This window comes from Saprospiraceae bacterium (genome assembly GCA_016709995.1).
GTDB lineage: Bacteria > Bacteroidota > Bacteroidia > Chitinophagales > Saprospiraceae > JADJLQ01.
Window position 1 is genome coordinate 3,365,959 of record JADJLQ010000001.1, and the last position, 12,621, is coordinate 3,378,579.

A 12,621-nucleotide genomic window follows, 5' to 3' on the forward strand; every position below is an offset into this window, starting at 1 on the left:
TTACTGCTTAAATATCATATATGCTGACACGAATAATTTTAATACTTTCTATATTTATTATGATCCAGGCATGTGATCAAACAAAGGAATTGGATTGGGCAATAAAAGTAGGTGCTCAACGATTTCCCAAAACTGAAAAAACATTTTTAGTCAAAGCATCTGGTGATTCCTCCAAAACAGTGACTAAAGATATACAGGATGCCATCGATGCATGCGCGCTCGCAGGAGGAGGCATAGTGACATTTTCACCCGGAGTATATGTCACCGGCTCGATATTTATAAAGTCAAATGTGCATCTCAGGATAGACAGAGAGGTGCTCCTACTGGGGTCTCAGGATTTTGATGACTATCCGGAGATAAAAACCAGAATAGCAGGGATAGAAACTACCTGGCCTGCAGCCTTGATCAATGTAATAGACGCTCAGAATGTCGCAGTCACCGGCGAAGGAATTGTCAATGCCAGAGGCAAATTTTGCTGGAACAAGTACTGGAAGATGCGTGAAGAGTACGTAGCAAAGGGACTAAGATGGATTGTGGATTATGATGCCAAACGGGTGAGAACACTGTTGGTACAAAACGCTTCGGATGTGACGCTCAAAGGACTGACCTTTAAAAATGCAGGATTCTGGACAGTCCAGTTATTGTATTCCCATCACCTGACTGTCGATGGTTTGGTGATCAAAAACAATGAAGATGGTAGTGGACCTTCGACAGACGGCATTGATGTGGATTCATCCAGTTGGGTATTGATCCAAAACTGTGATATTGACTGCAATGATGACAATTTTTGTTTAAAAGCTGGAAGAGATTGGGACGGCTTGCGGGTCAACAGACCCACAGAGTATGTGGTGATCCGTAAATGCATAGCCAGAAGAGGAGCAGGTCTGGTGACCCTGGGTAGTGAAACCGCAGGTGGTATCAGAAATATCCTCGCTACAGATTTGTCGGCCAGACATACGGACAATGGTCTTCGTATCAAATCAGCGACTACCCGGGGAGGTACTTTGGAGAATATATATTTTCAAAACTCAGAACTCGATTCCACTATCAATGTGTTTCAGTTTAATCTCAACTGGTATCCGGCTTTCAGTTATTCTCTGCTTCCTGATGGATATATTTATGATTCTATCCCTGAGCTGTGGAAAGTCATGCTGCATAAAGTAGAACCGGAATCAAAAGGAATTCCTGCAGCAAAAAATATATTCGTATCTAATCTCCAGGCTACCAACTCTAAAAAAGTATTTGAAGTGACAGGATTACAACAGTCTACTTTATCCAATTTTAATTTTACAAACAGTATGATCAGTGCAGCCTCAATCGGTGATCTGGAATATATAGATGAATGGAAATTTAATAATTTTAATATTTCTCTTTCTGCCAAACCTCCAGTACAAAAGGCTAGTTCACTAGCAGAGCAAGAGCGATTGAATTAAAATTATATTCATCACCTTAAAAAGTTTATTAGTCTCAATTTCTCTACGTATGAGAAACAGAAAGATTAAACAAAATCTCATAACTTATGAGTAGCAATATTATCGACTCTGTGAAAGGAGTCTAAGCAAAAGGCAAAACCGTGGATAAGATCAGTATCTCTACCAATCCCATCACAGCCAAACTGCCCACTGTCACACTAAAGTTTTTCAATGCTTCATCTGGAGTCATACCAGACATCCTGGATACCACCCAAAATCCACTGTCATTCATCCACGGCACGAACAAACTACCAAATCCTATCGCCATCAAGATGTATACAGGATGGTAGGCCAAAGCATCGCCACTTTGGATCAATGCGTACATGATACTCGAGGTAGTGATCATCGCTACTGTGCTGGATCCCTGCGCTACCTTCATGATCGCTGCGATGAGCCAGGCTAATAATACGTAGTGGATGCTGAAATGGCTGGTGAGCTCTTTGATAGCTGCTCCGATGCCACTGTGTCCCAGCATGGCTCCGAAAGCACCACCAGCAGAAGTGATGAGGATGATGATACCGGCGATCTCCAGCGGTTTGGCGCAGGCGTCCCAAAGTTGAGATCCTGAATAATTTTTTTGTTTGGCCCAGACCCATAGCGCCATTGCTGTACCGATCGTCATAGCAACATTTTTATTCCCCAAAAAGGAAATCCAGTTTGGCTTGGTTCCCTGCATCAGGATATCGGCAACAGAGGACATACTGATCAATACCAAGGGCAGCATGACTGGGATGATTGAATAAAACAAGCTGGGCACAGCAGTAGTGACGGAACTTTGATCACCGGCTACCCGCAGCGGTAAGACAAACTTTTTATTTCTATACTGTGCTACCTTATACACTCCCCATGCCGGGATCAAACCCAAGGCCAAACCTGCCATAATCGTGACTCCCAGGTCGATCTTCATGTTTTCTGCCATGATCAGCGGTCCTGGAGTAGGTGGTACGAGGCAGTGGGTGACCAGGGCTCCGCCACTGATCGCCAGGATATATAAGAGGTAGTCTTTGCCGGTCTTTTTGACCAAAGCGATAGCCAGTGGAATCATTAGAAAAAATACCGTGTCAAAAAAAATGGGAATTGAAAGAATAAATCCACTGATCAATAAAGCGATAGGAGCTCTTTTTTCTCCTAGCAGAGAGATGATCGCATTGACCATTCTTTCAGCAGCTCCGGACTCCAACATAGCTGTACCGATCACTGACGCAAGTGCGATCACCCAGGCGATCTTACCGGCTGTATTGCCAAATTCGACCATGGGCAACTCGATGGATTTGATGAGATGATTGACTCCATCCATAGCAGCAATATGATATGAAAATAAACCCACGATCATGGCAGCTACCATCAGCGCGATAAAGGCATGGATCTTCAGTTTTGAAATCATGTAGATCACCGCGGCCATGCTAATGAACAATACCACAAAAGGCCAGTAAGGAGAGGATTGCATAAGAAGGAATTTTAAATAAGGGTTTTAATCAAGGGTAATATAGAAAATATTTAGAGGTCTCTATTCAGTTGAATCAATTTTTTATGTTCTAACCTTACCAGCTCATTTTGAAATCAATGTATTCCAGTTTGATAGTTCGTATAGGATTACACACAGATGCCCGGTGGGAATACAATCCTTATCTTTGAGGCCCATTTAAAAAGTTCAATATTTTCCTAATGAAAAAAATTCTTATTCTTCTCTTTCTGCCCATCCTGTTGGGTGCACAGCAAGATCAAAAATCCTTACTCAGCCAGTTTTTTAAAGGTCAGCACGATTATTACCATTTTAACGGAAATGTATTGATCGCCAAAGGTGGAGTCCCGATCTATCAGGCGTCTTTTGGCTATGCCGACTTTAATACCCAGCGGACCTTAAATGAGAATACAGTTTTCGAACTGGCCTCCGTGTCAAAGCAATTTACAGCCTTGGGTATCCTGATCTGCCGGGACCGGAGTCTGCTGGACCTGGTCGACGACATAAAAATGTTCCTCCCGGATTTTCCCTATGATGGAATCACGATCCGGCATTTATTGACCCACACTTCGGGATTGCCTGCTTATGAAGACCAATTTGAGAAGTTCTGGGATCACCATCAAATAGCTTATAATAAGGATGTCCTGACCATGCTGGCTGCACATCGGGATACGTTATTTTTTGAGCCAGGCAGTCAATGGAGATACAGCAATACCGGTTACGCCTTATTGGCCCTCATCATTGAAAAAGTATCCGGTATGCGTTACAATGATTTTATGAGCCAAAATATTTTTAAGCCGCTGGGCATGAACCATACCTTCGTGTATAATTCGAGGCGATCTGCCCGCGTGATTCCAGACAATTATGCCCTGGGTTATGTCTATTCAGATAGTTTGCATCGGTATACGCTGCCGGATAGTCTGGCAGCATATGATGAAGTATACTATCTGGATGGTATAGTTGGCGACGGGTGTGTCAATTCCACCACCGGTGATTTATTGATCTGGGATCGTGCGCTGGATTCCAATACCCTGGTCAAAAGTAAATCGATTAATGAGATGATGGCACCCCTCGTGCGTATTACACCTGGCGACTCCACCACCTTCTACGGTTTCGGGGTACGGGTGCAACCTTTCACAACGGTTGGCAAGGTAGTGTCCCATACGGGGGGGTGGCCCGGCTATGCTACGATGCTGGTGCGCAGAAGTGACATGAAGGAGACGATTATCGTATTATCCAATAATCAAACCAGCAATGGAAATATAAGAGCAGCCATTGAATCCATCCTGGCCGCAGAAGAACTGGTCATGCCCTATGAGCACCAGTCAGTGACCTTACCACCGGGCTTGATCGATCGGTATGCCGGCAAGTATTTTGCTTTTATGACCCTGGAGTTTATCGTCGAAAATGGTAAACTCTTCCGGACTCGTCCAGGCACGGGTAATATCGAACTTATCCCCGAATCTGAAACAAAATTCTTTTATGGTGATGGTACTGACAGGCAGATAGAGTTTGAAGTGGATACCGAAGGCAAAGTGACCAAGGCGTGGTTTTTAAATACCGGTCAGAAAGGTGAATTGAAAAAAATTGAATGAAAGCAAGTGGGGAGCAAGTGAAGGGGGGGGGGGGGGGGGGTTTGCTAGGAACCTGTGGTGAATGTCCCAAATTAGAGTGTAGTTTAGCGGTGGGGGGGGGACGCAACTTAATATTAGGTAGAAAAAATAATTTTCTAATTTGGATCAAAATCAAGACACCTTCATTTATCCAAATCTTAACTTATAGCTTGACGACGATCGCTTTAGCTATAGCCTCTGCAAATAATCGCAGGGAACCGAGATCACCAATATTATGACTTAGTGGATCGGCTATCAAATCATAATATGTATTGCCTTGTTTAAAAAATTGTAATACATCTACATCCAGGGTGATGGACGCCGGTTTACTTTCCTTGATGGTAATGTCTTTTTCTATGGTCACCTTGACGCTGCATTCATCAGTGCCTGTCTGGATAGCAAAGCCATTAGTAAAATGACCACTCCCTTCCGGATCTACTAATCCGAGAATCTGGGTGAAAATGTATGATCCCCAATCCTCCCAAAAGCCACCGGACAATGAAAGCGGATTAGACGGCGGAAAATCCCTGGGTGATTTTTTGTTCAAAGCTGGGGTCACCCCCAAAGTAAATTCGATTCCGGTATAATGGCCGCTGGCCAGGCCCGTCAGGGATATATTTTTGGATGCTTCAGTGGAACCGGTGAGATTTATCAGACCTGCCTGATCACTAGCAGCCTTGTTAGTACCCACTAATTGGATATCTGTGATGTAAAACTCTACCTTTGAAAACATCACTTTTTGCTTTCCCTGATAGGCGTAGCCTTTAGCTGCTGCAAATGGTTCCGTTCCAAAACGAGCTGAGAATTGTACGGTCAAATCCCCTTTCACTCCCAGAATTTCATCCGGGGACACCTGAGTTCCACCTTCATCTTTAGAGCATCCTGAAACAACAAAAATCAACAGGCATACCAGAAGTACCGAAAACCATCGGTTATATAGATTTGATTTCATATAAAGACTAAAACGAATTTTTTTTACTATTGGTAGCCTTTAAAAATTATTCCGTTCGCTAAATCTTCAAGTAGCAGATTGGTTAAATCATTGCTAAGATTTAAAAAAATCAACCACTTACTTTCAAAGAAGTCCGCATGCCTTCAAATGTCTCACTCATTCCGCACGCATTTTCACTACCTTTATGGGCTCAAATCACTACAATCAGGTTTACTTGAATACCACTGTTTTTGCTATCACCCCTCCATTTACCCAGCTCAATACCCCCTATCCTGCTACGGCCTACCTCAAAGGATTTCTCAACACCAAAGCCATAGCTTGTCGTCAGGCAGACCTGGGCATCGAAGTGATCCTGGAATTGTATTCTAAAAAAGGGTTTGAAGATCTATTTGCTTATATCGAAAAAAATCCCGTAGACTTTTCAGACAATGCACTGCGCATCATCGGCATGCGGCACCAATATATTCATACCATTGACTCGGTGATATCATTCCTTCAAGGTCACAATGCCACCCTGGTACACCAGATCTGCCAGAAAGGGTATTTGCCTGAGGCTTCGCGGTTTGAGCAGTTGGAGACTTATCACGGTAAAACCTTTGGATCCATGCGATCACAAGATGAAGCCAAACACCTGGCTACGCTCTATATCGAAGACATCTCAGATTTGATCAAAGAGTGCGTAGATCCTCATTTTGGATTTAGCCGCTATGCGGAGCGATTGGGGAGGTCAGCCAATAGTTTTGACGAAATCTATCAGCTTCTACAACACGAGTATTCCTATATCGATCTACTTTTGGTGAAGATATTGGAAATTAAAATGACTTTAGTTTCGCCCAAATTGGTCGCCATATCTGTGCCTTTTCCCGGAAATTTATTTAGTGCTTTTCGATGTGCTCAATGGATTAAAAAATATCATCCCGAAGTAAAAATTGCTATGGGTGGTGGGTTTGCCAATACAGAATTAAGATCCTTGTCCGATGCACGTGTCTTTGAATTTTTTGATTTTATCACCCTCGATGATGGTGAACGACCTCTCGAATGCCTGGTAAATTATGTATCGACACTGCCGTCACAAAGTGATCCTGGAAAAAATATCATTCTAGAATCGGATTTTTTTAAACGCACTTTTATGCTGGTGGATGGACAGGTAGAGTATTTGAACAATTCACCCCTTCCGGATTACCCCCAAGCCCAAACAGGCACTCCAGACTACAGTGATCTCTTATTAGATTCTTATATCTCGGTCATCGAAATCGTCAATCCTATGCATCGGCTCTGGAGTGATGGGCGGTGGAATAAACTTACCCTTGCTCATGGTTGCTATTGGGGCAAATGTACTTTTTGCGATACCTCTCTTGACTATATCAAGGTATTCGAACCTCTGGCTGCGCAACTAATCTGTGACAGAATGGAGGAGATGATCAGTCAGACAGGTCAGTCTGGCTTTCATTTCGTAGACGAAGCGGCTCCTCCCGCACGCATGCGCGACCTTGCGCTGGAGATACTCAAACGAAAATTAAATGTCACCTGGTGGACCAATATCCGATTTGAAAAAAGCTTTAACCGCGATCTTTGTAAACTGCTCAAGGCATCCGGATGCATCGCCGTGTCCGGAGGGTTAGAAGTAGCTTCAGACAGATTGCTGGAGCTGATACAAAAAGGGGTGACTGTCGCACAGGTAGCACAGGTATGTCGCAATTTTACTGAGTGTGGTATCATGGTCCATGCCTACCTGATGTATGGCTTTCCAACGCAGACCACCCAGGAGACGATCGATTCACTGGAGATGGTTCGACAAATGTTTGAAGCAGGTATCATTCAATCAGGATTTTGGCATCAATTTGCCATGACAGTGCACAGCCCGGTTGGTTTATATCCTGATTTATTTAAAGTGCAAAAATCGGATCGACCTTTGGGTACTTTCGCCAACAATGATCTGGAATTTAAAGACCCCACCGGCACCGATCATGATGCATTCAGTTATGGCCTTAAAAAATCCATCCTCAACTACATGCACGGCCTTTGCTTCGATTATAGATTGCAGGATTGGTTTGAATTTAAAGTACCTAAGGACAAAATAGAGAAAACCTATATTAAAAATGTATTGCTGGAAAAAGAACGGGATACACTCACCTCTTCCAGCAAGATTGTATGGATCGGCAATACTCCTGAGATCAAGGTCTCTTCAGATGATCAAAATAATCTTGTCACAGTGACCGTGCATGAAAACCAAAAAACGACCCGGTTTGATGTAGAAAAAAAACAAGCTGACTGGTTGGTGGAGATTTTGAAGCTGACTTCACCCCAAAATTCAGGATCAATGACATATAAAAATTTAAAGGAAATGTACGATGAGCAGAATAACAGATCGTATTCGTTTGAAAAATATTGGGAAAGCGAATCATTAAAGAAGCTTAGGGCAGCTGGCTTGTTGGTATTATAGAAAATTTATGATTGGTAATCAACCGTTAATTTTCGGAATGGACAATCCTTGAGATCTGTCAAGTCGGCTGAAATAATCAGCAGTTATTAATGCTGCACCAGATAAGAAATTATAAATCCCGCAACAAATAGAACGCTTGATACCATAATGCCAATCAGGAAAAACGAATAACACATCCGCAAAAGATGAAATTTTCGCCCAAGAGATTTCCCAAGAAAATAAAGATCCAGGATCGCACTGTCATCGAGTCCTTCTTCTTTGGCAAGGACCGTTTTCATTCCTTCGGTATATTCTTTAAGCGAACTATTATAAAAATTGCCGAAAAAAAACAAACTGCCCTTGCCTGCTTGTATATCATCCAGGTTAAACTTGCCTTTGAATTTGCCTGGTTGAGTAGCCAGGGCCGCATAGATCATGGAGATCACACAAGCGACTCCAAGCACCACCCCGGTAATAATCATGCTATAAATGGTATAGTCAGAAGAAGAGGACGATTTAAATAAGATGGGCAAGGCAAACGTGAGTATCAGTGCATTAAGTGTGAGCATGATATTGGCCTTATTATCTGCGATCTGGGTCAGACTGATGTGATTTCTGAGTGCAGTTTTAAAAAGCATATCCGCAGTCCGATTGCCGCTGATGAGTGACTTTATTTGCTCTTTTTTCAATGACTTATTCTTTTCTTTGAGTTCATCCCTGTTGCGGTCTTTGATAGCATCATATTTAGACTTGCCCTCCATGGTTTGATAGACCGTCTGTTTGAAAAAATCCATATTGTACCTTACCCACTCGGCATCGGTATATTCTTTTTGATGGACGGCAAAGAGTTCTTTTCTCAGCAGATCCGACCTGGTCTCCCAGGTAGTACTACCCAATGAAGCAAGATCAGCATCTTGTAAAAGTGCCCCAACTTTATCAGTAGGCTGCTGTGGCATCCTGGTTGCCTCAATCACCTCTTGAATCATTCTGATCTGAACCGGAGGATAATCAATGCTCTGCAGATATTCGGCGGCTATTGCTTTACTATTGGTCTCATGGTCCTCGTACGACTTGACGAATCCGGTATCGTGAAACAAGGCAGCTAATTGAAGTTGTTCCATCTGATCTTCAGATAGTTTGGCCATTACCCCCAAATGGGAAGCTTCATCATACACCTCCTGTGTATGCTTCCAATCATGGTAATAATGAGACTCAGGGAGTTGCGTTAATAATTGTTGGACATATGATTTAGCAAGAGGTATTATTTCTGACATGGTTTGTAAGTGGTGCTTATCCCACAAATATCTTTAAATCATACCACTTTGACTAATTTTAGTCTTATCCCAGCCACTCAAAACTGGAAAAATATTCAGTGCTTAGACAGTTTGATCTTTGACGGAAGCTTCTGCGGCGTTCTTTTTGACGGATTCTATACCGTTGTCCCTGCCTGATTCAGATTCATACATTTCACTGACACCAATCACTTGTCCATTAGTAGCTTTTAGGTTAAAATATAATTTGCCATTTGTAGAAGTCTTCTTTTCATATCTCGCATCGTCTTGAGAATTCTTTTTGACAGATTCAATACCATTCAGGCAACCGCTTTTAGCAGAATATCCTTCGGAGCTTAGAATGTTTTGACCATTTCCTGCCTGAAGGTTAAACTGGAATTCTCCGTTAGTTCTTGTTTTGATGACAAAAGTACCCATGTTGTTGTTTTTTTAAGTAAGATTAATACATTTAATTATTGGAGATCCGATCGAAGTATTCGAGATACTTTATCCGTGACCCCACTGCCTACAAAGATGGAATATCTAAAGGAATTGTCCAACTATTCCATTCTTCAATCATAAAATATTTTAGTTTTTGTACTCAGACCAGTACAAAAGCTATTTCATTTATTTACACCCAGAGTATCCTCCCTATCTTTGACTTGAAGAGTCTTATTAATTGTATTCAGGATAATTTGAATAAATTCAATCCTCAAATTTTTAAAAATGAAAAAACTTATTCTATTAAGCTTGTGCCAAATGATGATTTTGGTTTCAGCCTCTGGCCAGGACCGTATATCAGGTAAGACCTGGGCTGGGCGCAGTGAAGTCATCGCACAAAACGGAATGGTCTGTACTTCCCATCCATTGAGTACCCAAGCCGGCATAGAGATCTTGCGTGCCGGTGGGAATGCCATCGATGCAGCGATCGCTGCCAATGCAATGGAAGGAGTCGTAGAGCCCCATGTCAACGGTATAGGCGGAGACATCTTTGCCATCGTCTGGGACAATAAAACTAAAAAACTATATGGACTCAATGGATCAGGTCGGTCCCCGTATTCGCTGACATTGGCCGAATTCAAAAAAAGAGGACTCACCCATATCCCATCGACCGGACCATTGCCGGTGAGTGTACCCGGATGTGTCGATGGCTGGTTTGAGCTACATAAAAAATTTGGAAGCATGCCAATGGAGCGGATTTTGAGTCACGCCATTCAATATGCCCGGAATGGTTTTCCGGTGCATGATGAGCTCGCAGGATCATTGCGGGCCATACCCCGTATCTATGGTCAGTATCCCAATGTCAAAGAACATTATTACCCCAATGGTGAAGTGCCTAAAAAAGGAGATATCTTTAAAAATCCCAACCTGGCCAATACACTTGAGAAAATCGCTAAAGGTGGTCGGGATGTTTTTTATAAAGGAGAGATCGCAAGAACCATCGATGCTTTCTTTAAAAAAGTAGGGGGCTATCTCAGTTATAAAGACCTGGCGGATCATACCAGTACCTGGGTAGAACCAGTCTCTACCAACTATCGCGGTTACGATGTCTGGGAATTGCCTCCAAATGGTCAGGGCATCGCTGCGCTCCAAATGCTCAATATCCTGGAAGGCTATGATTTTTCTAAAATTCCCTGGGGTAGTCCGGAGCATATTCATCTATTTGTAGAGGCCAAAAAAATTGTATTTGAAGATCGGGCCAAATTTTATTCAGACATGGACTTCGTAAAGATCCCGGTGCGATCCCTTATCTCAAAAGAATATGCTGATGAAAGACGAAAACTGATCAATCCTGATCGCGCTTTGAGTCGCATCGACGCCGGCAATCCTGCGCTCAAAGATGGGGATACCATTTATCTGACGGTAGCCGACAAGGATGGTAATATGGTATCGCTGATTCAAAGTAATTACAGGGGCTTTGGCTCAGGTATGATGGCAGACGGGCTTGGTTTTATGTTTCAGGATCGTGGAGAGCTATATAGCCTCACAGATGGTCAAAACAATACCTATGCTCCTCATAAAAGGCCATTTCACACGATTATTCCTGCTTTCATGACTAAAGATGGGCAGCCCATCATGAGTTTTGGAGTCATGGGCGGAGGGTATCAGCCACTGGGTCATGTAGAGATCGTGATGGATGTCGTCGATTTCGGCATGAACATACAGGAAGCAGGCGATGCCCCGCGTATAGACCATGACGGGTCTTCAGAGCCTACGGGAGAAAAAATGGAAGGGTCCGGTACTGTGATGCTGGAGTCCGGATTTCCGTATGAAACGATTCGGGAGCTTATGCGTAAGGGACACAAAGTGGGCTATGGACTGGGAGGTTACGGAGGCTACCAGTGCATTCGGTTTGATCCGATCAGAAAGGTTTATTTTGGGGCTAGTGAGTCCAGGAAAGATGGCCAGGCTGCGGGCTATTAAGTGGAGGGTTACATTTTTTGACACATAAATTTGCCGTTTTTTACATTTTTTGACACCTTATTTTAGTTAAATAAAACATTTTTTGACACATAAATTTGTCTTACTTATACACTTTTTGACACAAAAATGTTAAATTTGTTCAAATCAAAGGTATAAGTGAAGCGAAATAGCTATTTAAAATTACTGGAATGGAAACAAAGCAAGAGCCGCAAACCTTTGCTCTTGGAGGGTGCAAGGCAGGTTGGTAAGACATGGCTCATCAGAGAATTTGCAACGCATGAATATAAAGAATTTTATTACTTCAATTTTGAAGATGATCCTGAATTAAATAATATTTTCAGCGGAAACAAAGATCCCGCACAATTAATCGAAAAACTTAGTCTCAAGCTAAATAAGAAAATTGTATCCGAGGATACTTTGATTTGTTTTGATGAAATACAACTATGTACTGAAGCGTTGACCAGCCTCAAATACTTCCAAGAGAAAGCGCCTGAATATCATATCATTTCCGCTGGTTCGCTACTGGGTGTAAGTATTGGGAAACAAAGTAGTTTTCCGGTTGGAAAGGTAAATTTTTTAACGCTGTATCCACTGAGCTTTTCTGAGTTTTTAGAGGCTATTGGAGAAAAAATGGCTTTAGACTTTGTAATAAAAAATACTTCCTTAGAGGCCATTCCTGACTTTTTACACGAAAAACTCCTCGAGCTGCTCAAAAGATATATGTTTTTAGGAGGTATGCCAGAGGTGATTCAAGACTATATCACGAATAAAGATATACGCCAGGTGAGACAGATTCAAATGGAGATCCTTAAATCGTATCAAAGAGACTTTTCGAAATATGCAGACAAGTCGCAATCTCTAAAAATTTCTGAAATCTGGAACTCTATTCCTTATCAGCTAGCTAAAGAAAATAAAAAATTTAAGTACAAAGATGTCAATAGTAATGCGAGAGCAAGTACCTATGAGATGTCTTTTGAATGGCTGAGAAGTGCAGGTCTAATTTAT

Annotated in this window: 9 protein-coding genes; 5 read left to right on the plus strand and 4 right to left on the minus strand. The window is 42.3% G+C overall.

Annotation, left to right across the window (positions count from 1 at the left end; genetic code table 11):
• The first annotated feature begins 20 nt into the window (after nt 1–20).
• Nucleotides 21–1,433, plus strand: coding sequence for a glycoside hydrolase family 28 protein (locus IPJ09_14380; GenBank protein MBK7372599.1), 1,413 nt, complete (start codon nt 21–23; stop codon nt 1,431–1,433).
• Nucleotides 1,434–1,554: 121 nt separating this feature from the next.
• On the opposite strand, the gene IPJ09_14385 is transcribed toward IPJ09_14380, so the two are convergent.
• The gene (locus IPJ09_14385) at nt 1,555–2,919 is read right to left on the minus strand and encodes a GntP family permease (protein ID MBK7372600.1); all 1,365 of its coding nucleotides are present in this window, start codon (nt 2,917–2,919) and stop codon (nt 1,555–1,557) included.
• A 218-nt stretch (nt 2,920–3,137) separates the two neighbouring features.
• On the opposite strand from IPJ09_14385, the gene IPJ09_14390 reads away from it, so the two are divergent.
• Nucleotides 3,138–4,529 (plus strand): serine hydrolase, encoded by a 1,392-nt coding sequence (locus tag IPJ09_14390; GenBank protein MBK7372601.1) that lies wholly within the window; start codon nt 3,138–3,140, stop codon nt 4,527–4,529.
• A gap of 181 nt (nt 4,530–4,710) precedes the next feature.
• Here the strand turns inward: IPJ09_14390 and IPJ09_14395 are convergent, their stop codons facing one another.
• Nucleotides 4,711–5,499 (minus strand): hypothetical protein, encoded by a 789-nt coding sequence (locus IPJ09_14395; GenBank protein MBK7372602.1) that lies wholly within the window; start codon nt 5,497–5,499, stop codon nt 4,711–4,713.
• 214 nt (nt 5,500–5,713) lie between these two features.
• Here IPJ09_14395 and IPJ09_14400 point away from each other — a divergent pair, with 214 nt between their 5' ends.
• Nucleotides 5,714–7,942 carry a radical SAM protein gene (locus tag IPJ09_14400; GenBank protein MBK7372603.1) on the plus strand — a complete coding sequence of 743 codons (2,229 nt, stop codon included), beginning with the start codon at nt 5,714–5,716 and terminating at the stop codon, nt 7,940–7,942.
• An 86-nt stretch (nt 7,943–8,028) separates the two neighbouring features.
• Here the strand turns inward: IPJ09_14400 and IPJ09_14405 are convergent, their stop codons facing one another.
• A complete protein-coding gene (locus IPJ09_14405) occupies nt 8,029–9,195 on the minus strand; it encodes an HD domain-containing protein (protein ID MBK7372604.1) in 1,167 nt (388 codons plus the stop codon).
• Nucleotides 9,196–9,297: 102 nt separating this feature from the next.
• Nucleotides 9,298–9,630, minus strand: coding sequence for a YegP family protein (locus IPJ09_14410; GenBank protein ID MBK7372605.1), 333 nt, complete (start codon nt 9,628–9,630; stop codon nt 9,298–9,300).
• 288 nt (nt 9,631–9,918) lie between these two features.
• On the opposite strand from IPJ09_14410, the gene ggt reads away from it, so the two are divergent.
• Nucleotides 9,919–11,616: a gamma-glutamyltransferase gene (gene ggt, locus IPJ09_14415; GenBank protein ID MBK7372606.1), complete on the plus strand. Its 1,698-nt coding sequence runs from the start codon at nt 9,919–9,921 to the stop codon at nt 11,614–11,616.
• A 156-nt stretch (nt 11,617–11,772) separates the two neighbouring features.
• Nucleotides 11,773–12,621 (plus strand): ATP-binding protein (locus IPJ09_14420; GenBank protein MBK7372607.1); only part of this gene is annotated, 849 nt, incomplete at its 3' end.

What these genes read in the sequence shown, in the direction of transcription:
- IPJ09_14405 (MBK7372604.1), bottom strand. Translation starts at nt 9,195, where the DNA reads ATGTCAGAAATAATACCTCTTGCTAAATCATATGTCCAACAATTATTA.
- IPJ09_14380 (MBK7372599.1), top strand. Translation starts at nt 21, where the DNA reads ATGCTGACACGAATAATTTTAATACTTTCTATATTTATTATGATCCAG.
- IPJ09_14385 (MBK7372600.1), bottom strand. Translation starts at nt 2,919, where the DNA reads ATGCAATCCTCTCCTTACTGGCCTTTTGTGGTATTGTTCATTAGCATG.
- IPJ09_14390 (MBK7372601.1), top strand. Translation starts at nt 3,138, where the DNA reads ATGAAAAAAATTCTTATTCTTCTCTTTCTGCCCATCCTGTTGGGTGCA.
- ggt (MBK7372606.1), top strand. Translation starts at nt 9,919, where the DNA reads ATGAAAAAACTTATTCTATTAAGCTTGTGCCAAATGATGATTTTGGTT.
- IPJ09_14410 (MBK7372605.1), bottom strand. Translation starts at nt 9,630, where the DNA reads ATGGGTACTTTTGTCATCAAAACAAGAACTAACGGAGAATTCCAGTTT.
- IPJ09_14395 (MBK7372602.1), bottom strand. Translation starts at nt 5,499, where the DNA reads ATGAAATCAAATCTATATAACCGATGGTTTTCGGTACTTCTGGTATGC.